The organism is Vibrio sp. RE88 (genome assembly GCF_013113835.1).
In the GTDB taxonomy this organism is placed as follows: Bacteria; Pseudomonadota; Gammaproteobacteria; order Enterobacterales; family Vibrionaceae; genus Vibrio.
In genome coordinates, this window is record NZ_VTYQ01000012.1 from 22,438 (window position 1) to 46,424 (window position 23,987).

Below are 23,987 nucleotides of genomic sequence, written 5' to 3' on the forward strand. Positions count from 1 at the left end.
TCCGAGCTTTTTATTGTTCATCACTTATCTATGCGACCCAATCTAGTCGTCACGGCTGAAGCAAGCCAGTATCCTAGAAATACTCACCTCGAAACATTGCTGACTGCATACCCTCTCATCGATAAAATTTTCTAGATCAGCAGCAAACGCTGGCGGGACCGGTAGAGAGTAACTTTTCTCTGAGGTATACACTTTATATGCCCCTGACATGAAGAACTGTTTGAACTCTTCCCCACTAAAAGAATACTCAAACTCTTTGGGCATCATTGAAATCACATTAAAGCCTCTCGACTCAAACATTTCACGGTATTCACTCTCATGCTCTAAGTGCATACAGACCATGCGGAAGTCTTGCCCAAGTTGAGGGTAAAAGTCTTGAAAAAACTCACTCATTAACTTTGAGACCTGTGGGCACCAGTCTTGTTTATAAGGAGTCTGAAGTACAAACATACCATCTGGTTTCAGGGCCGTTCTAAGTGCCGATAGCGCAGCATCATAGTCTTGATACCACTGAAAAGAGGAATTCGATGTGATGACATCAAACCCTTCTTCAGAGGTATAATCAGCGATGTCTGCATGCACGAAATCAATAAGGCTCTCAGGGTACAGGCGCAGTGCCTGTTCGAGCATTTCCGACGACACATCTATCGCCACCATGGTTTGAGGTGATGAGTGATCGTGTATCAAGTGAGCAACTTTCCCTGAGCCACACCCGACATCAAGCAAACGCCCAGCCTTAGTGGGCAAAAGCCGAATCAGCTCTTTCGCAGCATCAAACTGTACGATTCCATTGCGATGGTATTCTTTGTTGTAATTCATAACGCATTCATCTCTGTTTCAGGCGCAAAATGATAATTCAAAAGCCATTACGTAACTGTAAGATGCACGTCAAATACCACGCTTATTACCTATCACTTACACAATAAAATAGGTGAAAACGTAGAGCCTTAATAAAAGCGCTTCCAACACTCAGCGTCTGATGAGTCTTAACTACCAAAGCTCGGGATGATTGAACACTTCTACACAAACAGGCTTGTCTAAAACTGTGTCAAAAGCAGCACCATTGAGTGAGTTTGCAAGCCAGCCTTGCGGTTGAGTGAGTGGGTACGGCGATGCAATGATGGATGTCCCAACCTGCTGAAAACCGACTTTAGAATAAAAGTTTGGATCGCCATAGGTCATTACCAACTCGACGCCTTTCTCTTTAAGATCTTTCAATGCATAACGTATTAATGCCTGACCAATTCCCTTGCCCTGATACTGGGTTGCAATGGCGACCGGAGACAATAAATACGCACTCACCGCAGAGTCAAAGTCCATTGTTGACAGCAAGATACACCCAACTATACGGCTTTCTTCTGTAGCAACATAAACCTCAACCTTGGAAGCTTCGGTATTGTTCATCAAGTCAAACGCCAGATTCGATACAAGCAGCCCCTCACTTTCCCCTTCAGAATCACTGAAAGTGTTTAAAAATAGTTGCTTGATCTCTTCAGCCTGACTCGGATGATACAATGAATAATGCATAGGTCTTTTTCCTTCTTATTGTTCAAGATGAATGCATCATAAAGTGTGAAGCTTTAGACAGGTCAAGGATGAGTCACGCACTTTCTTCCCCGCATGAGATTAATTATTCTCAACCCGACACGCACTGAAAATATCCAGTTTGCTCTGATACTCTTGTGTCGCCACGTCCATCATCCCAAGCAGCGAATGAAAGACATTATCGTGGGAATGGACACCCGTTTGCTGCGCTTCTTGCTGAAGGCAACGCGTATTAATGTGTTTCGCTTGCTTGAAACCTGGCGACATCCACAACAAGAAGGGCACCCGTTTTTGAAAGTTTGGGGCAAGGCTATAAGGTAAGCCATGTAAGTAGATGCCTTCCTCACCCAGCGACTCTCCGTGGTCGGAAACATAGATGAGCGCCGTGTTAAATTGTTCCTGTAGTGCTTTCAGTTTGTCTATCGTCTGACTCACGACGTAATCGGTGTAAAGGATGCTGTTGTCGTAGGAGTTGATGATTTGCTCTGATGTACAGTTTTCGATGTCGGAGCGTTCACAATCAGGAAAATACATCGCTCTGTCTTTCGGATAACGTTGAAAGTAAGTCGGGCCATGACTGCCAATCAAATGCATGAGCATCATTCGGTTACCTTTAAGGGAATCGACATGTTGTTCAAAATTCTCAAGCAACGCTATGTCATAGCACGTAGTTCCATTGCATTGCGGATCGGTCGGTGCATGCGCTATCTCTTCCTTAGCAACATGTTTGGCTACCTGCTTATCACCACCATCATTGTCACGCCAAAGCACATCGACTCTCGCCCGCTTTAGAATGTCTAAGACGTTATCCTGATTATCAGCGAGTTGGCGATCAAAATGAGATCGATCCATATTAGAAAACATACAGGGGACCGATACTGCAGTCGCGGTGCCGCAGGAGCTTACATCTTGGAATGAAATAACGCCCATATCCCGAGTGTATGGATTGGTTTCCCGGTTATAGCCGCTCAATTGGTAGTTTTGTGCTCGCGCTGTTTCACCGACCATAAATACCACTAACGTTGGTTTAGACTTGGCAGCTTCTAAAGCCTCGGCAGATTGTTGTGCGTCCAACCCCAACTGGTGGTATTTCACTGGAACGGCAAAGTAATGCCTTTTAATATAACGAGAGAGGCTGGAAACAAACTCGGTCGGAATCAACACTCGATTCAACGTATGATGATTGCGACCAACGGAAACATAATTCTGATAGTACAAGCCAACAACACCCGTCACCACAACAATAGAGATCACCATCGAAAGCAACTTGCTTTGGATCAAACCCATTGGGTGAGGCGTTTTAAATCTAATTTTAACGACGACCAGTGCTGGAAGCCCGCCCATCACAGCGACCCACCCAACAGAGTAAACGCTGAAATAAGACAGTGCTTCACTTTGATTGGTTTCAAACAGGTTAGCCATCATCGACAGGTCGAATAACACCCCATAATTGTATCCGGCATAGCTGACAATACTTGAGCTAACCAGCAGTACAATGAAGAAAGGCTTAGTCAGATACGGCCAACTAAAAAGACTAAACAGAAAGTTCAGAGATGCCCACAGAAACAGAGGAATGGACAGCAAGAAGCCAAGATTCACTGCATCTGAGTGGCTGTATATCGTGTGCAACTCTTTGTAAAACGGTAAATTAACGACAACGGCAAAGTACAGTGCAAGTAAGGCGGTAAAAATGGCATAGCTGATGCCTTTCGACCTATCAGTATTTAATCCGTTCATAGCATTACATCATTTGTGTTAACCAGACAGGGAACAACGCGTCAGTGCGCCATTCGTACAGGACTTGTACTGCTTGGCGTCTTATTCTCGTGATGCCTTAAAGCAATCACTCAAGGTCATACACGGTATAACCCTTGTTGGCTAAGCACTTGCGTAAGACCAAAGACTGAGTTTTCGTCGAGTCATTAGCACCACCCAAAGCCCCAGCACCCGCGCCGACAGCGCCACCAGCCGCAGCACCTACAACCGCGCCTCCGACACCATCCTGAATAACGCCAGCTACGGCTCCAATAACTGCGCCTGATACTGCCCCGTTTGTCGCTTCGGTTTTCGCCGCTTCTCCTTTGTCGACTTGCTCAGCGTACCCTTGGCAATACGCAAAATCGGCATCGTATTGTTGCTGATCGACACCAGTCATATCCACTACAGGTTTTTGGTTGTAAGCACATGCTGCCAGACCGGTAGACAGCGCAATCACAGAAAATGTTCTCAACATTTCAAATACTCCCTCATAAATCTGGGATCAAATGTACAGTGTTTTATTATTAAGTTCTGTCGTACTTGAGTAATGGAATGTCAGCCTATGTCATGCGCATATCAGTGAAACGAGAAGGAGTTACTCTGGCTAGTCAGTGAGAGAAAAATCGGGGCTTCAACAATTGCTGACATTCAACTAAAATAGTTATTAATAAAATTATTCATAAGAATTTAATGAAGAAAAGTAACTTGACCACCAACACTGGTCATCGCTTTATATCTAAAGCCAAAACCGCTTTCAAAATCCACATCCATACGCCTGATGACAAGGTGCTGCACCGCTCTGTGGGTTATGTTCGAATTGGTGAAAAGAAAGGGCTGCAGAAGGCGATCAAACTTCGTAACGAGCTTGGAAGTGAAATGTGGGGGAAATTTTGGCGTAAGTTGCTCAAAGACCCTTACTTAATGACCCGTTTGCCTCACTCTGTAGAACCTAAGATCATCTTTAAGCCACGCCCAACCAAAACCAATCCTGACGCGAAAGACGAATGCTATATTGCAGCTTGGCGAACTTACGACAAAAGCGGCAAGCTAATCTATCAAAGCGTCGTATGTTCCATCAAAAAGCACGGTAGGTTGGCTGCATACACCAAAACTAAGAAAGCGTTACTGGAAGCCAATAAAGATAACCTAGAAATTCTCGAATTTATGGGAAGGCTAAACAGTATTGACCTCAAATAAAAACACCCCGAACTTTCATCCGAGGTGTTGTCAGTAATCAAAGTATCCAATGGTTATTGAGCTTGATACTCAAACGCTGGCACCATGATTTCTACACGGCGATTTTGTTCACGCCCTTGCTGTGTGTCATTCGAAGCGATTGGGTTATTTTCCCCTTCACCACGAGCACTGATTCGAGAAGCATCAATTCCCTGCTCTTCTAGAGCATCCGCCACCGATTGAGCACGTCGCTCAGACAGTTTCTGGTTGTATGACGCAGCGCCACTAGAGTCGGTGTAACCAACCACTTCAACCGTAGATTGCGGGAATTCCGTCATAAACGCGACTAATTCAGCTAGCATCGCTTTGCTTTCTGGTTTCAACTCTGCGCTATTTAAAGCGAAGCTGCTAGAGTCAACAACTTTGGTCTCAAACGTTTTAACGATAGGTTCAACAACGACTTCTTCTTCAACCACTTCCTCAACCATTAACTCTTCTTGTACAGGCTGCGCTGCTGGCTCATCACTGCCACCAAACTTAGCAATAAAACCTAGCGTTAACGCATTGCCTTTAAAGCGATGAGTATCAATGTTGATGTCGGTTAAACGTTGATATTCAAGTTGGAAATCGATAGTTGGCATAAAGGCGTAAGTGACACCTAACGCACCTAGAAGAGAGCTATCGTCTTTGTTCCCATACTCCACATAGGCACCACCGACTTTAGCAAACGCATCAAACTTTTGTGAAAGTGGCATGGTGAATCGCGGTGCAAGAGAGTACGAGCTCAAACCTGCATCGGTATAACCATAGCCTGTGGTTTCCCCAAGTGTATCAAGGCCCAGCTCAAGACTAATCATGTCATTGAACTCGTAACCTGCGAATGAACCTAGCGCCCAAGAGTTATCATCACAAGGTCCAGTCGAGCATGAATCATTGAGCCAAGATGCCCCCGCTTTAGCACCAAGATAAAACTGGGCATTTGCAGATGCGGAAGCAAGAAGAAGTGTGGTGGAAATTACCGCTGCTAATTTTTTCATTGTTTTTTCCTTATATACCGACAACGCACGCGCGTCATAACTAACAACCAACACGATAACATTCATCTAGTTACAGTATGGCCACATTAACAGTACACCCTGATTCATAAAATGTACAAATCGGTTTATGAATAAACTTCACCTTTCGTATGCTAGCAAGTAACTTTCTCATAAATATGACAAAGCCCTGTCGAAACAGGGCTTTGGTTCAGGAATGAATGGTTCAGTCTAGATTATGGCTGAACTTCATATTCAAACTCGTTGACGGTAACTTCTGCACGGCGGTTCTCAATGCGTCCGTCACGTGTTTCGTTGGTCGCAATTGGATTGCTCTCACCCGCACCTTCAACATGAATACGTGACTGGTTCACACCGTATTCTGCAATCACATCAGCTACTGACTGAGCGCGCTGCTCAGATAACTTCTGGTTGTATGCTGCCGGGCCGCTGGTATCTGTGTAACCAACAACATCAACGGTTGCCTGTGGGTATTCACTCATGAAAGAAGCCACTTCTTTAAGAGCCATCTCACTTTCAGGTGTTAGCTCTGCGCTATCAAATTTGAAGCTTACTGAGTACACCACTTCTGACTCAAACGTTTGGAATACTGGCTTAACAACAACCGTCTCTTCGACAGTTTCCTCTACCAGCATTTCTTCTTGTGCCGGTGCTTCAGCTTGCTCATCACTTCCGCCGAATTTAGTGGTAAAGCCCAGAGTAACGGCGTTACCGGAAATACCATGCGTATCAATATCGATGTCCGTCAGACGTTGGTACTCTACTTGAATATCAATGTTCGGCAACACGCTGTAGCTCAAGCCAACACCACCAACAAAAGAGCTGTCACTCTTGTTTCCATACTCCACGTAAGCGCCACCAGCTTTGGCAAATGCATCAATATTTTCCGTCAGAGGCAAGCTAAAACGTGGCGCCAATGAGTACGAGACTAAACCCGCATCTTGATAGCCTGAACCCGTCGTTTCACCTAGCGTATCTAGGCCAGCTTCAAGCGCTAGGTAGTCGTTAAATTCGTAACCAACAAATGAGCCAAGTGCCCAAGAATTATCATCGCACTCGCCCGTTGTACATAAATCATCTATCCAACTCGCCCCTGCTTTTGCACCTAGATAAAACTGCGCATTCGCTGACGCTGATGCAAGAAGGAGTGTGCCAGAAACTACCGCTGCTAATTTTTTCATTTTTCATACCTTATTAATACGCGCTAGATTTGCGACGCTATAGACAATCCGTACAAAAACAAATACATAGAGAGTTACCGTACAGATGTGCGGACACTACACTTTAATGAGATGAATAACAAATAACTTTGTGAGTTTTTATTTAATTTCATCTAATTAGATAACTTTGCGTCGTCTCGGCGCATTGTGAATAGGAAATTGGAACCATAATCACAGGCCGATTAAGGTGTTATCTAAGGTTTAAATTGTCTCATTAAAGTTGAGACACAAAAAAACCGCAGCCTGAAGCTGCGGTTTATATGCAGTGTATTTAATTTTTTATGCGTTAGCTTCACGCTCTTCAATAAACGCAATCGCCATCTTGATACGAGCGATAACTCGCTCTTTACCTACAAGCTCCATAACGGCATCAACAGAAGGAGACTGGCCGCCACCTGTTACTGCAACGCGCAGTGGCATACCAATTTTACCCATGCCGATTTCTAGCTCTTCACAAACGGCAGCGATAACGCCATCTTTGATGTTGGCAGTTGTCCATGCTTCTAGCGCTTCAACTTTTGCTAAAGCCAACTCTAGCGGGCCTTTAGCAACACCACGTAGGTGCTTCTTAGCGGCGCCAGCTTCAAACTCAGAGAAATCTTCGTAGAAGTAGCGGATTTGCTCTGCAAGCTCTACAAGTGTGTTACAACGCTCACCCACAAGCTTGATCACTTCGGTGATTGCAGGGCCGCTTTCAATGTTTAGATTCTGGTTGTCTAGGTGCCATTGTAGGTGCTCAGCCACGTACTCAGGAGCCGAAGTCTTGATATAGTGGTTATTCAACCAAAGTAGCTTTTCAGTGTTAAACGCTGACGCTGACTTCGAGATGGCATCTAGAGAGAATAGGTTGATCATCTCTTCTTGAGAGAAGATTTCTTGATCACCGTGAGACCAACCAAGGCGCACTAGGTAGTTGTTTAGAGCATTTGGAAGATAACCTTCATCGCGGTATTGCATCACAGATACAGCACCGTGACGCTTAGACAGTTTCGCGCCGTCATCACCTAAGATCATTGCACAGTGAGCAAATGTTGGTACGGGTGCACCTAGCGCTTCGTAAATGTTGATTTGACGAGGCGTGTTGTTGATGTGGTCTTCACCGCGAACAACGTGTGTAATACCCATGTCCCAGTCATCCACAACCACAACGAAGTTGTAAGTTGGAGCGCCATCAGTACGGCGGATGATTAAATCATCTAGCTGTTCATTAGCGATCTCAATACGGCCACGGATTTGGTCTTCAAAGACTACGCTGCCTTCTTTCGGATTACGGAAGCGGATAACAAATGCATCACCTTCTTTCGCTTCTGCATTTGCCGCAACAATTTTCGGGTGGTTCGCATCGTAACGAGGCATCTCTTTTGCTGCTTCTTGCTCAGCACGGATTTCGTCTAGCAGTTCTTTAGACGCGTAACATTTGTAGGCTTTGTCTTCTGCTAGTAGCTTATCAACCATCTCGTTGTAACGGTCAAAACGCTTTGACTGGAAATAAGGCCCTTCATTCCACTCAAGACCCATCCACTGCATCCCTTCAAGAATTGCATCGACTGCTTCCTGAGAGTTACGCTCTAAATCCGTATCTTCGATACGTAGAACGAATTCACCGCCTTGGTTTTTAGCAAAAAGCCAAGAGTAAAGTGCAGTACGTGCACCACCAACGTGAAGGTAGCCTGTTGGGCTAGGAGCAAAACGAGTTTTAACCGTCATGTAAAATACCTTGATTGTCTAAATGACTGCACCATTCAATAGAGGCCATGAATGGTGCCAAAATTGCGCGTATTTTAGCACTGATGTACAAATCTACAATCCGTCTTGCACAGAATTCATCATTCATTGAGGTGTTTTACTGCCCATGAGATAAACTCTTGGCGCTGTTGCGGCGTCATCTTAAGAAACTCGCCTTGTAAATCTTCACTCGCCGTCATTTTTATCTCTGAAGTCGAGGCTGAATCGATGGTAGACGCAGCGACCGCTTGCGTAGCGTGAGTATCACTACCATGAGCTTGAGACGAGAGCGATGCGATAGCGCCAGTTTGATTGTACTCTTCTATCGCTGCCTCATAGTTTTTGAACGAAGAAAAGCCTTTCACCTGAATCAAATCCACTTGGTAATCAACAGGGTTGCCATTTTTGTCAACCAGTGAGAAATCCAAAGATTGACGGAATTTTTTTGCCTGATCGATTTGACGAAATACCGGGTAGCTTAAAGTGAGTGGTTCTTGAGAGGATTCAAAGCGCATCACAACAGAAGGAAATACCAGCTTATTTCTTCGGCCATCTTCAACTACAATCTGGTCTAACCCAAACAGCAACTGATTCTCGCCTTCTTTTAGATTGATAACTTGTCGACTTTGGAAATCGCTCGCTGACATTTCTTTGCCATTAAGTGCTAACGGTTCAATCTCATCAATAATCTTGAGTTCATTCGCGCTGACAGGCAAAACAACAGCACCCAGTAAGATTGCAGGTAACCAATTTTTCATACTCTTCTCACACTAAATTTTTTAAAACCGCGAAAGGCGGCATATCGCCGCCTTATCATAAAATGAAGCTAATTTAGAACCAGTATTCAATACCGACAGACGCCTCATCAAAGCTGTCAGACTTCCAACGACCTTGGTAGCCTTCCCCTGTTTTACCCGTGTTTTCAAGATCATTGATAGCGTAACGCGCGTAAACCACCGCATTGGTATCAACCGCATACATTAATTGCATGGAGGTTACGTTATCTTTAGTTCCCTCAATATCTTTACCGTCCACTTCTAGGCCAAGGTTTTCCGCTCGAGCAATCTTAGCTTGCCACTTATCACCTTCACCAAAGTTGTAAGTCAAGCCAACAGAGTAAGAGTTTTCTGTCTCGTCACTGCCCAACGTATCTTGCGCCTCAGCAATACGGTAGTAAGCGAAATAACCAATGCCATTGTTGAAACCACCTTGAGCGCCCATTAGGTAAGTTTGGTTGTCCCAATATTTCTCGTTTTCACCTTGCATGGTGTCGTAGTTCATTTCATAAGCGAGATCTAACTGAACCCAACCCCAGTCACCATCAAATTTTTGGTGCGCGGCCATACCATGCCAATAGTTGCTTCCGGCTTCAGTGCTTTCTGTCGAGCCAGCACGGTCAGCACCAGCACCTACCGCAATATCCATGGTGAAGCCAGTCCATAGCTCTTTGGTATCCCAACGAATAGTGTCAGACTGGCGATCGTTAAAGTTGTTACCACCTATGTTTCCGCCCCAGTCCCAGACGTTGCCCATACCAGGGTTCGTCGCTGGCCAGTCAATCAGTTCATACATCGGAGTTAACACGCGGCCCAGCCTGATCTGGCCGATCGAGTCGTGTTCAAAGCCGACAAAAGTATCACGTCGACCTAGGTAGCCATTGCCCCCATCTTCGCCAGCAAAAGACTCATCGACGTAACCAGACTCGATTTGCCACAAAAAGGTCCAGTCCTCTAAACTGTCAAACTTGGCGGTACCACGCCAACCTAAACGGGATTCGTTGTTGAACTGAACACCATCATTCGCTGGTGAGTTGTCGTAGTCACGGTTGGCCACCTGCATCGCAATCAAACCGTAAATGCCTTGTTCATACTTTGCTTCTAAATTTGTATCCGCTACTGCTGCACCTGAAAATGCCAGAATCGCACCGGAAACTGCCGCACCAACAAGTGTCTTTTTATAGTTAGACATACATTAACCCCTAGTCATTATGTTTTTCGCCGTTCCCCTCAGGCACTTTTAAGTTCATGTTTTGAAGGGAACTATTTATGGACAGGGATATGTTGGCAAACTTTTTTTTTGCCAAAAAATTGCGAGGAGCAATATCTGATTAGCGTCAAAGTCTAAAAAAGAAAAAAACAATAAATCATTTAAAATCAAAACATTAAAAGCAAACACAAAGAAACAAAAACGTCAAAATGGGACTATTAATCTTTTTAACAGCCTCCTCCCCCCAATATTTGCCTATCGGATCACGCCCAATTTTGAGTGATTTACCTCAATTGATATATTCCCTATAAAAAATTTGAAATGTCTCGCAAGCTAAGACAAACAAAACACTGTTCTCTGGTAAGTTTTGACGTTTTGGTATTTGTTCATTGACAGCGCTTGACCTTACCCTTGAGGTAAGGTTTATTCTCAGCAAAAGTTCATCGTTGAGGGTTATGTTATGCGTCAGTTCGATATTCCACTATCAGGTTTAAGCTGCATGGGTTGCGCGCGAAAAGTTGAGCGGGAGCTTACCTCTCAGCATCAAGTCAACATCCATGATTTAACGCCACAACGTGTCACACTGGATAGCGACAGCCGCTTCGCGGATTTAGAAAAGTCGATTCAATCTCTGGGGTATCAAGCGGGTCATCAGTATCAGTTTCACCTCTCAGGACTAAGCTGTGGCAAGTGCGTGGCCAAGCTTGAGTCTGCTTTAAAAGAAAGTGACGATATTGGCCATTTCGATGTATCGAAAACCACTCTTTCTCTTTCGACATTGTTGACGCAACAACAAGTGAAAGATCTTGTCGCTTCTCTCGGTTATCAAGCCAGTGAGTCTGAATCAGAAATAGAAGAGCCAGAGACTCAACCGCAAACCACTCAGCTAAACACGCATCTTCCCTCTTCCAATCACAAAGAAACCCTTCATTTTCTGATTTCGGGAATGACTTGCGCCAGTTGTGTGGCGTCTGTTGAGCAGGCACTGACTCAGGTAGAGGGTATAGACAAAGCTCAAGTTAATCTCGCGGAACAAAGTGCCTTAGTTTTTAGTCGCTCTAAAGACAGCAAAACCATTAGAGCTATAACCAATGCAGTAAAAGAAGCAGGCTATCAGGCTGAAATTGTTGACGATCCAGCGACGCAACAAGAAAAGCAACAAGCCCAACAAATGGCTGTGCAAGCTCACCATAAAAAAAGTGCGTGGGCAGGTATTGTGATCGGCGTACCACTCATGCTTTGGGGTGTGTTGGGTGGCAATATGATGATCCGTACCAGTCAGGATCAGTTAATTTGGGGCGTCGTTGGGGTTATTTGTTTCTGGCTGCTTGCTACCGCGGGAAAAAGCTTCTTCTCCAACGCTTGGCAAGCCCTCACTCACAAGCGTGCAACCATGGATACCCTAGTTGCGCTGGGTACGGGTGCCGCTTGGCTGTTCTCAATGTTAGTTGTGACATTCCCAGATTGGTTTCCACCAGCGTCACGTCATGTTTACTTTGAAGCCAGCGCGATGATTGTCGGTCTGATTTCTTTGGGCCATTACATTGAGGCAAAAGCCAAAGCGAAGACCACTCGCTCATTACAAGCCCTGATTAACCTTCAGCCTAATGAAGCGATATTGATTACCGAATCTGGCGATCAAGTGATTGCGATTGACCAAATAACAGAAGGCATGCAGCTGCGAATCAAACCCGGAGAAAAAGCTCCTATCGATGGTCACGTCATTTCAGGTGAATCTTACCTTGATGAATCTATGCTTACTGGCGAACCTGTCCCCGTCTATAAACAATGTGGCGATACGATTTCTGCAGGCACGTTAAACCAAGATGGCAGCTTAGTCATTGAAGCAACGGGAGTGGGTAGCAATACCATGCTGTCGCGCATTATAACCATGGTGCGGGAAGCGCAAAGCAGCAAGCCGGCCATTGCCAAACTAGCGGATCAAATTTCGGCCGTCTTCGTCCCTGTTGTTGTCGCTATTGCTCTGCTCTCTGCCCTAGTGTGGTTTATGGTTGGCCCCGACCCGAAAGCGAGCTACATGTTGGTCGTGACCACCACGGTACTGATCATTGCTTGTCCGTGTGCATTAGGCCTAGCCACCCCACTGTCGGTGACTGTTGGTATTGGCAAAGCCGCCGAAATGGGAATATTAATCAAAGATGCGGATGTACTCCAGTCTGCCAGCAATATTGATACGGTTGTATTTGATAAGACAGGTACATTAACTCAGGGTAAACCTGACGTTCAGCATATCTTTGCTCTTAATCAGGACGATAAACAACTGCTAACTGCAGCGGCTAGCGTTGAACAATATTCAGAGCATCCACTAGCAAAAGCCATCGTAAAGCACGCTCAAGAAACTCAGCTTAGTTTGGGTGAAGTTCGCGATTTCAATAACATGCGTGGCATGGGAGTGACCGGTGTTTTGGACAATGAAAGTATCGCGGTGGTTTCTTTGCCTTATGCTCAGAAACACGGGCTTCAGCTTGAAGGACTTGAACATGAACTACAACGCTGTGCAGACAATGCCTGGACCCCAGTGATTGTCGTTCAGCAAGATCAGGCGTCAGGTTTAATCGCCATTGCCGATCCAATTAAACAAGACGCGAAACAAGCTGTGGACGCCCTGATCGCAATGCAGATTACTCCCATCATGCTAACCGGTGATAATCAACATGTGGCTAAAGCAATAGCCCTACAACTGGGTATCGAACAGGTGATATCTCAAGTACTGCCTGATGAAAAGGCAGGCCATGTAGCTCAAATTCAGGCAAGTGGAAAACGAGTTGCTATGATTGGTGATGGCGTCAACGATGCACCAGCTCTCGCGCTCGCAGACATCGGTATCGCAATGGGTAGCGGTAGCGACGTCGCAATCGAAAGTGCACAAATGACTTTGCTTAACTCATCACCGCTGGCTGTTGTTAAAGCCATCGAACTTTCCAAAGCAACGATTAAAAACATGAAACAGAATTTATTCGGTGCATTCATTTATAACTCTTTAGGTATTCCAGTCGCAGCTGGCGTACTGTATCCAGCATTCGGATTTTTGCTCAGCCCAGTCGTCGCTGGTGCAGCAATGGCGCTCTCATCAATCACGGTCGTGAGCAATGCCAACCGATTAAGACTCTTTAAATCTTCGATTCGTTCATAGAGGTGTGTATGAAAACTCAAGTTATTTCCTTTGCGTCCCTTCTTTTACTATCCGGTCACGCACTGGCGGCAGATGTACTAAACCACAAGTCACCGTATTGTGGATGCTGCACAGAGTGGACCAAGCATATGCAGGAAGCCGGATTTACGGTTGAAGAAAAATTGCACGATGATATGAATCCAATAAAGCAGAAACTGGGAGTAAAACCGAAATTGGCCTCATGCCACACCGCTGAAATTAACGGCTTTGTATTTGAGGGGCATGTTCCGGCACAAGACATCAAAGCTTTTTTAGAGAACCCGCCTAAAAATGCTAAGGGTTTAGCCGTTCCTGGCATGCCAATGGGTTCACCTGGTATGGAATACGGCAATGAAAAAGGCGCTTATTCTGTTTATGCGTTTAACGAACAAGGTCAGGTATTCGAATACCGTTCTTACCCAGGAAACAAGTAATAACCATTTCTGTTGATGTCTTGATAAATTTAAACGCCTGATTTTTGTCAGGCGTTTTCTATTTTCACAAACCCAATTAGCACTTTTAAATCAGTCAATTAGATAAAAAGTGTAACTTATTTCAACTATTTTTAATTTTATTTTTAGCTTCCATCAACACGCTCAGTTAACTTCCGTCCGGCGAAAAAGCGACCATACGTGACGCATTTCTCATATTGCGGCTACCTGATGAAAATCACTCTCTTTCATCCAATCAGCCCACGCAATCACAACTCAATACAAACAAAAACTGAGCGTAAAATTATGAAAAAAACTCTACTTTTGGCAGCAACAGCTGCACTGGTTTCAATGCCTTCTCTTGCTAATGAAAACTACATTGCAGTTGAACTAGGCGCTGGCTCGTACAACACATCTGGCCAAGATGCCAACTCAGATTTTATCAATGATGATACGGGTTTTATAAGCCTTAAAGCTGGCCACTATTTTAGCGATAACGTCCGAGCTTATGGATACCTTCAAGGTGGTGCAGAATCTACCATAGAGCACCAAAACATCTCGGGCTATACCTATGCTAAGGCTAGTATTACCACTCATGAGTTTGGTGCAGGTGCTGATTATCTTCACAATCTAACAGACAAGTTCTACCTTCTAGCTGGTGGTAACCTAGGTATCTATAACAGTACCTATGAAGTCTCTGCTCTTGGTCTTTCAAAAGACAGTACCAACACCGGTTTAGCAGCTGGCGTAAACCTAGGTATGGGTTACAACTTTACGGACAACTTTAGTATGGAACTTGGCTACCGACACAGCCGTTTCTTCGGAAATGATCACGAAGTTAGTGATATTAAACTTAGTGTAGATGCTTCAAACACTGGTTACCTAAACGCTAGTTACTCTTTCTAAGCTAACCTCCATCAGGTGTGGCTGGGCTCACCACACCTGAATTTCCCACCGCCATCACTTAAAATTAAACAATCCTGGTTCAAGTTCTCATTTGTGAGACACCTAATTCCACATTCAGGACTTATAAGCAACAACAATATTGCGGTAGAATTCGCGACCTCCACTCAATAATGTTGTATCCCGATAGCACTGCATGAACGTACTTGAAAAAGCCAAAACTGAACAATGCAATATTGCTATTGCGGATCTGATCTACAACCCTGTAGATAAAACGCTGCATTCTAAACAAGGCGAAGTTTCACTCGAACCAAGAAACTTGGCGTTACTGGAAATTCTACTCACTAACGTTGGAAACCCAACGTCAATTGAAGAATTTATAGAGTCCGTCTGGGAAAGCCAGTACATCTCTAAAAATGTGGTCACCAACAGAATTAGCCTGTTGCGTAACCTCTTCCGTGAACATTCTGAACAAGCCGACCCATCTAAGATTATTGTCACTTACCCCAAACGGGGCTATTACATTCCAGAAAGCGGTGTTCAGCTGGTGGCAAAAGCGTCGGGTTCGGACAAAGCGCCGCAAACCGCTAAAAAGAACGTTGAAAAAAAACAGACAGCGCTACGCTATTTTTCCTGGAGTTTAAATCTGATTTTGAGTGCGTTCGCTGTGGTGTTCGCGATCCATACTTGGTCTCACTTTGAAGAAGACAAGCAAAGTAACACTCTGCATATCCCTCAGGTCAGACTGCTTCTCGATAGCATCAACCATGAAGAACAGAGCTTGAACCAAACCGTTCTCAAGTTAAAAGCACTGATCTTGCACTCACAAAGCTGTTCTCCGTATATCCATCTATCGAATATGAGTTCGCCAACCTACTACCTACAAAGCCTAAGCGAACGTGATAGCTTCCCCGGCTCAGAAGCCTTTTATGACTCAGACTACACTCTGAGTTTTAACTTATGGGAAGATACCAACGGAGTGCTGAACTTGGAGAGCCTTCTTCATCACTCTGCCTCAGGCCGTGTCGCATGGCGCCAAATATATCATCTGAAACCGCCTTACTTGGCTGCGACGATTAACCAGCTTAATGTGGATTTAAGTGAATACTTCAAGCTCCCACAGCCGATAAAGCCGCTATCTTCCAAGTTGTCTAGCCAAATTGTACCTGTATCAGAGCTGACTCTTGAACAACTGCTCTCCCGCCAGCTATCAGGGGTTGAAGTGCTGTTTTATACCCGAGAGTTACTTTTTACTCAGCAGTCTAGTGATGGGTTAAAGAGTTGGATAAAGAAGGTAAGGAAGCAAACCCCGATTCCTCCACCCGATCTGCATATGCTGTTGGCACTCCTCACTTATCGTTCGGGTGACGTTGAACGCAGTTTACGCATGCTGCAACGAGAATATGTCACCGAGATACCAGAAAATGCGTTGATTTTGCTACTGCAAGCCAACATCAACAGAAAGATAGGCAACAAACAAATGTATCTTGCCCACTATCTCAAAGCTATTTCTGCACTCACCAGTACCATTGAGGCTGAGCGTGTGCTCGATCACTATTCCAGCTCCGACAGACAACAGTCATGCCTCGCCCTTTGGCGTGAAGCGCTAAAAGGCGTCAAATATATTCAGGAGCCGCAGTCTGTTCTATGGCAAGGCATTGAACAATTCTGCCAACCTTACGATTAATTGAGGCACAAAAAATCCACCTCATAAGGTGGATTTTCTAATCAAACTTATCGGCTTAGCGGCCAATAAGTTCAACCATCATCTGGATATGGAGATCATCATCGTTTAAGCATGGAATGAAGTTAAATACTTCTCCTCCTTGCTCGAGAAAAATGTCTCTGCATTCTTCCGAAATTTCTTCCAAAGTTTCAAGACAATCCGATGAAAAGGCTGGCGTCATGATGTCCAGCTTCTTGATACCCTTTTCAGGCAGCTTTTCCAACGTTTTGTCGGTATAAGGTTGCAACCATTCTTCGCGGCCAAAGCGGGATTGATAGGTCATTCCAATCTGGTCTTCGCTCAAACCTAACTCTAGTCTTAACAACTCAGTGGTCGCTTCACAGTGCTTGGGATATATATCCCCGTTATCTGCGTAACGTTGAGGTATGCCATGGTACGAACACAGTAAATAATCGCCACGCCCTTTTTCTGCCCAAGATCGCTTTACACTCTCTGCCAACGCTTTGATGTAAGCTGGATGGTCATGATAATCACGGATCAGTTTGTAGCCAGGCATCACAGGCATATTTTGAAACGCTTTGGTTAAGCCATCAGAGACTGCCGCAGTCGTTGTACCCGAATACTGTGGGTACAGTGGCAATACGATCACCTCTTCCACGCCTTTTGCCATCAGAGATTCAACTCCAGATTGGAGACTCGGATTACCATAAGTCATACCAAGTTCAACCGGGACATCCACTAAATCTGCGAGTTTCTCAGCCTGACGTTTCGAATACACCATGAGTGGAGAGCCTTCATCCATCCACACTGATTGATAAAGCTTGGCGACCTTCGGTGAACGAATAGGTAAAATGACACCACGCAAAATGGGATACCAAATCAACCTAGGCGTATTAACAACGCGCTTATCGCTAAGAAACTGATTCAGGAAACGTTTGACTGCTGGTGCCGTCGCTTCGTCTGGCGTACCTAAGTTAACCAGTAAGACACCCTGTTTTTTATTGTTTTGCATAGAACCCTATCGACACTTTAAAAGAGGCTTTACGTCGGAAACTTCTTTATCGTTCAGTATGTAGCGATAAAAAAAGCGACCCATCAGGGTCGCTTCCACTATATCAAACTTTTAAATTCTGCCGTTAGCAAAATTAAGCCAGTGCTTTCTCAATATCAGCACTTACTTCAGCGACTTGTTTAGTACCATCGAACTTAAGGTACTTAGTGTTACCAGCTGCTGCTTCTTTACCGTAGTAATCGATAAGCGGTGCAGTTTGCTCATGGTAAACACCTAGACGCGCACGAACGGTTTCTTCTTTGTCGTCATCACGAACAACCAGATCTTCACCTGTTACGTCGTCTTTACCTTCAACTTTAGGCGGGTTGTACACTACGTGGTAAGTACGGCCAGAAGGTAGGTGAGCACGACGGCCCGCCATGCGTTCAACGATAACGTCATCAGCAACGTCAAATTCAATAACGTAATCGACATCAACGCCCATTTCTTTCAGACCGTCAGCCTGAGGAATAGTGCGCGGGAAGCCATCCAGTAGGAAACCTTTTTCACAATCATCTTGAGCAATGCGCTCTTTGATTAGACCCAGGATGATTTCATCAGAAACTAGCTGACCAGCATCGATAACAGCTTTAGCTTGCTTACCAAGCTCTGTACCTGCTTTGATAGCAGCACGTAGCATGTCACCAGTAGAGATTTGCGGAACACCGTATTTTTCCATGATGAAATTTGCTTGTGTGCCTTTACCTGCACCTGGAGCACCTAGAAGAATGATGCGCATGTTGAATCCTCTTAAGATAATGATGATTTATACCGAAGCTCACTATGGTGTTCATAACAAACAACAGCCTTAGCTCACGGTAAGTTTCGGTATAACTGTTCTTTCAATTGACAATAAAACAGGCGTGCACATTACACGCCTGCTCACTTTGTTTCAAGATTGCATTCTATCACACAATCCGTCCGCTTAGCGCAGCTTACGACTAAAGAATGCTTAAACACTCACATTAAGCTGCAAACTTACGTAGTTTTATTCACGGTAAGCGCAAATAAATCAAAAAGCCCGCATGATGCGAGCTTTTTGTTACCATTTGATTATTAGCCCTTAGTCAAAAGCGAGTTGATGGCGCCTACAAATTGAGACGGATCTTCCATCGACCCACGCTCAGCCAGAATTGCCTGACCAAGAAGCACTTCAACCCAACGACCAAACGCTTCTTCGTCGGCTTCATCCGCCATACGTTTGACAAGTTGGTGCTCTGGGTTAATTTCGAAGATGTACTTCACTTCAGGTGCAGCCTGACCAGCGGCTTCAAGCAACTTCGCCATTTGTGTGCCCATTTCGAAATCATCGGTCACAACAACCGCTGGCGTTGAAGCTAGTTTGAACGTAGTACGTACTTCTTTTACGCGTTCGCCTAAGTAGTCCTTCGTACGTTCAACAACAGACTTAAACTCTTCTTCCGTCTCTTTCTGCTTTTCTTTTTCTTCTTCGTTTTCAAACTTGCTCAGGTCAAGGCCTGCTTTAGTGATCGACTGGAACTGCTTACCATCAAACTCTGTTAGGTAGTTCATCAACCACTCATCGATACGGTCAAACATCAGAATGACTTCGATGCCTTTTGCTTTGAACTGCTCTAAGTGAGGACTGTTCTTCGCAGCAGCGTAGCTATCTGCCGTTAGGTAGTAAATCTTGTCTTGACCTTCCTTCATACGCTCAACGTAAGAGGCTAAACCGACCGTTTGCTCCGCAGAATCCACGTCTGTAGAAGCAAAACGCAGCAGACCAGCAACTTTTTCTTTGTTGCTCATGTCTTCTGCTGGGCCTTCTTTCAGAACCAGACCGAACTCTTTCCAGAATGACTGATATTTCTCTTCGTCATTCTTCGCCATGCGCTCAAGCATAGTAAGAACACGCTTAGTACAAGCGTTGCGCAGAGATTGCGTGACTTTATTGTCCTGTAGAATTTCACGTGACACGTTCAATGGCAGATCGTTTGAGTCTATTAAGCCACGAACGAAACGCAGATAAGAAGGCATGAATTGCTCAGCGTCATCCATGATAAATACGCGCTGAACATAAAGCTTAAGACCCGATTTGTGGTCACGGTTCATCATGTCCCAAGGCGCTTTCGCTGGAATGTACAACAGGCTAGTGTAATCGTTCTTACCTTCAACACGGTTGTGGCTCCACACTAGTGGATCAGCGAAGTCGTGCGAAACGTGTTTGTAGAACTCTTGATACTCTTCTTCAGAGATATCAGATTTGTTACGTGTCCAAAGTGCTTGAGCTTTGTTGATTTGCTCCCACTTTTTCTCGCCTGTTTCGTTACCTTCTTCGTCACGCTCAGCGGTCTGAATAGCAACAGGGATACCAATGTGATCCGAGTACTTGCTGATCACTTCACGTAAGCGCCACTCGTTCAGGAACTCTTTACCTTCATCACGCATGTGAAGAACGATGTCGGTACCGCGAGATTCTTTCGAAATTGTCTCGATGGTGTATTCGCCTTCACCCGCTGAGTGCCACTGAACCGCTTCATCAGCAGACAGGCCAGCAGCTCGAGTACGAACTGTCACTGCATCGGCAACAATAAATGCTGAGTAGAAACCTACACCAAACTGACCAATCAGTTGAGAGTCTTTAGACTGGTCTTCCGACAGTTTTGAGAAAAACTCTGCTGTGCCTGACTTTGCAATCGTACCCAAGTGCTCGATCACATCATCGCGGCTCATACCGATACCGTTATCGGAAATTGTTAGGCTATTTGACGCTTCATCAAATGAAAGTTTTACATCTAATTCAGCATCGCCTTGATATAAATTAGGATTAGATAGCGCCTGAAAACGTAGCTTGTCTGAAGCATCAGATGCGTTCGAAATCAGTTCACGCAAAAAGATCTCTTTATTGGAATAAAGAGAATGAATCATTAAGTGAAGTAGCTGTTTTACTTCAGATTGAAAGCCACGAGTTTCTTTGTTTTGTGTTGCTGTATCGCTCATGCTAGCTCCGTAACATCTATATTTATCAAGCCTCCGCATTGTCAACGGGGGCGATACTGAGATAATCTGCAAGTTAACATGAGGGTGACAATTGTAAATTCAAGGTCAAAAATCATAAAAACAGTGTTTTTTTGATCTTATTTTGACTATTCTTGCACCTCAAAAAATCAAAAAAACTAAACGTCACCTCCCTGAAATAGGGATTTTTGCGCGCATCTGATGAAATCTATACAACAATAATGGTCATATCCAATGAGTAACATAGGCACTAAGTTCAATCTTGCTAACAGATTCACTTTTGACCCCAATACGAACTCTCTGGTGGACAAGTCAAACGACAATGAAGTCATTCGTCTGGGAAGTAATGAAAGTCGCATCCTGCTTTTATTGTCAGAAAAGCCCAATGACATCGTATCCCGTAATGAACTGCATGACTTCGTCTGGCGAGAACAAGGCTTTGAGGTGGATGACTCTAGCCTTACTCAGGCGATTTCGACATTACGTAAGCAGCTTCAAGACTCAACCAAATCTCCTCAATATGTCAAAACAGTGCCGAAGCGCGGCTATCAACTCATTTGTAATGTAGAACGTGCAACTCCGTTAATGAGTGGAGACTCGCCAGTAGCCGAAGATGAAGCACTTGAAGCGGAAGAGGTTTCTGTCGAGCTGCCTACTGAATCTCACGTAGACGAAGTTAGCCCACTTAAATCGACGGTTACGGAAACTAAGTCAGCGCCAAGTGGCACAAAGCAGGTCAAGCCACAATCTAGATGGGCGATGCGCATTATGCTGGTTCTGGCAGTGCTCATTCCTTTGTGTGTTGTGTTGTTTACCAACCCAGCGGAATCTAAATTCCGTCAGGTTGCGGTTTACGATAATACTCCGGTGAAAACACCCATTAATCATCCTGATCTTAGTGAATGGTATCCATCGATTGAGCAGTGCGTGAAACGCTACAATGCCGCTCATGCGACCGTCGCTCCAGTTGAGGTGATCGCGACTGGTGGTCAGAACAACCAACTAGTGCTGAACTACATTCATTCACTAGACAACTCAGGCGAAAATATCACTGTTCGTATTTTTGCGGACCAACAAGATCTCAGTAAAGTGTGCCAATAGGAATAACGACATGAATCAGAAAATCGCAGCTGGATTACTTGTTCTGTCAGCTCTGTTCAGTGGCTGGCTTTACTGGGGCAGTGATCTAAAAGTTGAGCAAGTACTGACCGCGAAAGAATGGCAGTCAAAAATGGTGACGGTAATAACAGATAGCCTTCAAGAAGAGTCGGTAGGACCGCTTCGCAAAGTGGATGTCACCTCGAATGTGAAGTACCTGCCTAACGGTAGCTACATTCGTGTTGCTACTGTTCGTCTGTATGCCAACAACGCGGAAAGTGAAAACGTCATCAACATCTCTGAAACGGGCGAATGGGATATCAGTGATAACTACCTGCTGGTTTCCCCTATCGAGTTCAAAGACGTTTCTTCAGCGCAAAGCAAAGACTTCACTGCAGATCAGCTAAAACTGATCACGCAGATCTTTAAGATGGATGCTCAGCAGAGCCGTCGTATCGACATTGTGAATGAGAAAACATTGCTTCTGACGAGCTTAAGTCACGGTTCTACGGTACTTTTCTCTAACTAATTTCTACCAAAGGGGAGCATGATGCTCCCCTAACTTTATCTTACTCATCATGGATTGGATTCACTCAATTGGGCTACTGATTGGCTCATTTATCTCAAACACGCTTGCTTCTCTGTCTGGCGGTGGTGCTGGACTCTTGCAATTCCCATTGCTCATTTTCTTTGGCCTACCGTTTTCCGTTGCGCTTGCAACTCACAAGGTCGCCAGCGTCGCGCTTGGTATTGGTGCAGCGTTCACGCACATTAAGCAAAAAACGATAGACTTCAAAGTCGCTCTGTATCTGATTACGGTAGGTAGTATCGGTGTCATCATCGGTGCGAATATCGTGTTGATGATTCCAGAAAAGCTGGCCGAAACATTATTGGGTCTGATGATTCTGGCTATCGGCGTCTACTCTCGCTTCAAAAAGCAGTTGGGCCAGCAAGAACTTCCAACAAATCGTCATACACTAGGTTGGGTATTTGGCGGGCTATGCCTGATTCTAATTGGGATAATAAATGGCTCTCTCACCGCGGGTTCTGGGCTATTAGTGACCATCTTCTTAGTTCGTTGGTTTGGTTACAGCTATAAGCAGGCTGTCGCGTTAACCATGATTTGCGTCGGGCTGTTTTGGAACGGTATTGGCGGTGCTGCGGTGGCACAAGCAGGCGCCCCAATTTACTGGCCGTGGTTACCTATCTTATTGCTGGGTTCCTTCCTTGGCGGAGGGCTAGGAGCTTACCTGAGCACTCGTTATAGTAATCAGGTTATTAAGGTTTGTTTTGAATTGTTGACCTTTGCGGTCGGCATCAAGTTATTACTGTGAGTGTTTATGGACAAAGCAAAAATCGATATTTATTACTGTCGCCAATGCAATTGGATGTTGCGATCTACATGGTTATCTCAGGAGCTGCTCCATACGTTCAGTGAAGAGATCGAAACCGTCTCCTTGCATCCCGATACAGGAGGCCGTTTTGAGGTTCATTGCAATGGTCAACTTATTTGGGAAAGAAAGCGTGATGGTGGCTTCCCAGAAGCGAAAGTACTGAAACAGAAAGTCCGAGATATCATTGACCCAGAAAGGGACCTTGGCCACTCTGACAGTAAGTAAAAAATGCCCGTTTTAACGGGCATTTTTTATAGTTGAATCGAGGCTAGCAGCTGATTATCAAAGGTCACCACTTTTAGCTCTCCTTCTTCATAGACACCGAAGCTAGGTTCAAAGCCATTACGTGGAAACGTCACCGAACCTGGGTTAAAGATGACTTGTTCTCCCTGCCACTGCGCAACAGGCACATGGGTATGACCATGTGCAATCACATCCCCACGCTTTAAAGGCGGACGTTTATCCGTGTTGTACAGGTGGCCATGAGTGACAAACAAGCGATGGCCACTCTCAAGTAACACCCATGCGTAATCCATCATCATCGGAAACGAGAGCAGCATCTGATCTACTTCGCTGTCACAATTGCCTCTTACCGCAATAATCTGCTGCGCATATTGATTGAGTCGTTCCGCGACTTCTGGAGGGTTGTAACCTTCAGGTACCGGATTACGTGGTCCGTGGTTAAGAACATCGCCCAGTAAAACTAAAGCCTCAGCGCCAGATTGGTCGAACTGCGCAAGTACTTTCTCGGTTGCAGGCAAACTGCCATGAAAGTCTGAGGTAAAAAACAATTTCATGACATCATTT

Annotated in this window: 22 protein-coding genes; 9 read left to right on the forward strand and 13 right to left on the reverse strand. The window is 44.9% G+C overall.

Annotation, left to right across the window (positions count from 1 at the left end; all coding sequences use genetic code 11):
- Positions 1–42 precede the first annotated feature (42 nt).
- The 4 genes from F0265_RS21285 to F0265_RS21300 form a co-directional block, all read right to left on the reverse strand.
- Positions 43–819 (reverse strand): class I SAM-dependent methyltransferase, encoded by a 777-nt coding sequence (locus F0265_RS21285; protein ID WP_171750274.1) that lies wholly within the window; start codon positions 817–819, stop codon positions 43–45.
- A 171-nt stretch (positions 820–990) separates the two neighbouring features.
- Positions 991–1,527, reverse strand: coding sequence for an N-acetyltransferase (locus F0265_RS21290; RefSeq protein ID WP_171750275.1), 537 nt, complete (start codon positions 1,525–1,527; stop codon positions 991–993).
- A gap of 99 nt (positions 1,528–1,626) precedes the next feature.
- On the reverse strand, positions 1,627–3,282 hold the full coding sequence (locus tag F0265_RS21295; RefSeq protein WP_171750276.1) for a phosphoethanolamine--lipid A transferase: 1,656 nt from the start codon (positions 3,280–3,282) through the stop codon (positions 1,627–1,629).
- Between the two features lie 106 nt (positions 3,283–3,388).
- A complete protein-coding gene (locus tag F0265_RS21300; protein WP_171750277.1) occupies positions 3,389–3,778 on the reverse strand; it encodes a glycine zipper family protein in 390 nt (129 codons plus the stop codon).
- Between the two features lie 215 nt (positions 3,779–3,993).
- Between F0265_RS21300 and F0265_RS21305 the strand changes: the two genes are divergently transcribed.
- Positions 3,994–4,500: a Fe3+-citrate ABC transporter substrate-binding protein gene (locus F0265_RS21305; protein WP_171750278.1), complete on the forward strand. Its 507-nt coding sequence runs from the start codon at positions 3,994–3,996 to the stop codon at positions 4,498–4,500.
- Positions 4,501–4,553: 53 nt separating this feature from the next.
- Here the strand turns inward: F0265_RS21305 and F0265_RS21310 are convergent, their stop codons facing one another.
- The 5 genes from F0265_RS21310 to F0265_RS21330 form a co-directional block, all read right to left on the reverse strand.
- Positions 4,554–5,516: an OmpA family protein gene (locus tag F0265_RS21310; protein ID WP_171750279.1), complete on the reverse strand. Its 963-nt coding sequence runs from the start codon at positions 5,514–5,516 to the stop codon at positions 4,554–4,556.
- A 233-nt stretch (positions 5,517–5,749) separates the two neighbouring features.
- A complete protein-coding gene (locus tag F0265_RS21315; RefSeq protein WP_171750280.1) occupies positions 5,750–6,715 on the reverse strand; it encodes an OmpA family protein in 966 nt (321 codons plus the stop codon).
- Between the two features lie 318 nt (positions 6,716–7,033).
- A complete protein-coding gene (gene gltX / locus F0265_RS21320) occupies positions 7,034–8,461 on the reverse strand; it encodes a glutamate--tRNA ligase (protein ID WP_171750281.1) in 1,428 nt (475 codons plus the stop codon).
- A gap of 119 nt (positions 8,462–8,580) precedes the next feature.
- The gene (locus tag F0265_RS21325) at positions 8,581–9,237 is read right to left on the reverse strand and encodes a DUF2057 domain-containing protein (protein WP_171750282.1); all 657 of its coding nucleotides are present in this window, start codon (positions 9,235–9,237) and stop codon (positions 8,581–8,583) included.
- Between the two features lie 73 nt (positions 9,238–9,310).
- Complete coding sequence (locus F0265_RS21330) at positions 9,311–10,447, reverse strand: porin (RefSeq protein ID WP_171750283.1); 1,137 nt, start codon at positions 10,445–10,447, stop codon at positions 9,311–9,313.
- Between the two features lie 478 nt (positions 10,448–10,925).
- Between F0265_RS21330 and F0265_RS21335 the strand changes: the two genes are divergently transcribed.
- The 4 genes from F0265_RS21335 to F0265_RS21350 all read left to right on the forward strand — a co-directional run bounded on the left by F0265_RS21335 (position 10,926) and on the right by F0265_RS21350 (position 16,658).
- On the forward strand, positions 10,926–13,619 hold the full coding sequence (locus F0265_RS21335; RefSeq protein ID WP_171750284.1) for a copper-translocating P-type ATPase: 2,694 nt from the start codon (positions 10,926–10,928) through the stop codon (positions 13,617–13,619).
- An 8-nt stretch (positions 13,620–13,627) separates the two neighbouring features.
- Entirely contained in the window at positions 13,628–14,071 is a 444-nt protein-coding gene (locus F0265_RS21340; protein WP_171750285.1) for a DUF411 domain-containing protein, read from the forward strand.
- Between the two features lie 303 nt (positions 14,072–14,374).
- Positions 14,375–14,974: an outer membrane beta-barrel protein gene (locus F0265_RS21345; RefSeq protein WP_171750286.1), complete on the forward strand. Its 600-nt coding sequence runs from the start codon at positions 14,375–14,377 to the stop codon at positions 14,972–14,974.
- 193 nt (positions 14,975–15,167) lie between these two features.
- Positions 15,168–16,658, forward strand: a complete 1,491-nt coding sequence (locus F0265_RS21350) for a winged helix-turn-helix domain-containing protein (RefSeq protein ID WP_171750287.1) — start codon at positions 15,168–15,170, stop codon at positions 16,656–16,658.
- Positions 16,659–16,713: 55 nt separating this feature from the next.
- On the opposite strand, the gene hemH is transcribed toward F0265_RS21350, so the two are convergent.
- From hemH to htpG, 3 genes are all read right to left on the reverse strand, one after another.
- Positions 16,714–17,670: a ferrochelatase gene (gene hemH / locus F0265_RS21355; protein WP_171750288.1), complete on the reverse strand. Its 957-nt coding sequence runs from the start codon at positions 17,668–17,670 to the stop codon at positions 16,714–16,716.
- Between the two features lie 133 nt (positions 17,671–17,803).
- On the reverse strand, positions 17,804–18,448 hold the full coding sequence (gene adk, locus F0265_RS21360) for an adenylate kinase (RefSeq protein ID WP_006957391.1): 645 nt from the start codon (positions 18,446–18,448) through the stop codon (positions 17,804–17,806).
- Positions 18,449–18,765: 317 nt separating this feature from the next.
- Entirely contained in the window at positions 18,766–20,670 is a 1,905-nt protein-coding gene (gene htpG / locus F0265_RS21365; RefSeq protein ID WP_171750289.1) for a molecular chaperone HtpG, read from the reverse strand.
- Positions 20,671–20,922: 252 nt separating this feature from the next.
- Here htpG and F0265_RS21370 point away from each other — a divergent pair, with 252 nt between their 5' ends.
- From F0265_RS21370 to F0265_RS21385, 4 genes are read left to right on the forward strand one after another with little or no spacing between them, the layout of a single operon-like run.
- Positions 20,923–21,789 (forward strand): transcriptional regulator, encoded by an 867-nt coding sequence (locus tag F0265_RS21370; protein WP_171750290.1) that lies wholly within the window; start codon positions 20,923–20,925, stop codon positions 21,787–21,789.
- Positions 21,790–21,799: 10 nt separating this feature from the next.
- A complete protein-coding gene (locus F0265_RS21375; protein ID WP_006957388.1) occupies positions 21,800–22,315 on the forward strand; it encodes a regulatory protein ToxS in 516 nt (171 codons plus the stop codon).
- A 49-nt stretch (positions 22,316–22,364) separates the two neighbouring features.
- Positions 22,365–23,120, forward strand: a complete 756-nt coding sequence (locus tag F0265_RS21380) for a sulfite exporter TauE/SafE family protein (protein WP_171750291.1) — start codon at positions 22,365–22,367, stop codon at positions 23,118–23,120.
- A 6-nt stretch (positions 23,121–23,126) separates the two neighbouring features.
- Positions 23,127–23,405 carry a SelT/SelW/SelH family protein gene (locus F0265_RS21385; RefSeq protein WP_171750292.1) on the forward strand — a complete coding sequence of 93 codons (279 nt, stop codon included), beginning with the start codon at positions 23,127–23,129 and terminating at the stop codon, positions 23,403–23,405.
- A gap of 26 nt (positions 23,406–23,431) precedes the next feature.
- Here the strand turns inward: F0265_RS21385 and yfcE are convergent, their stop codons facing one another.
- Positions 23,432–23,977, reverse strand: coding sequence for a phosphodiesterase (yfcE, locus tag F0265_RS21390; protein ID WP_171750293.1), 546 nt, complete (start codon positions 23,975–23,977; stop codon positions 23,432–23,434).
- Positions 23,978–23,987 lie beyond the last annotated feature (10 nt).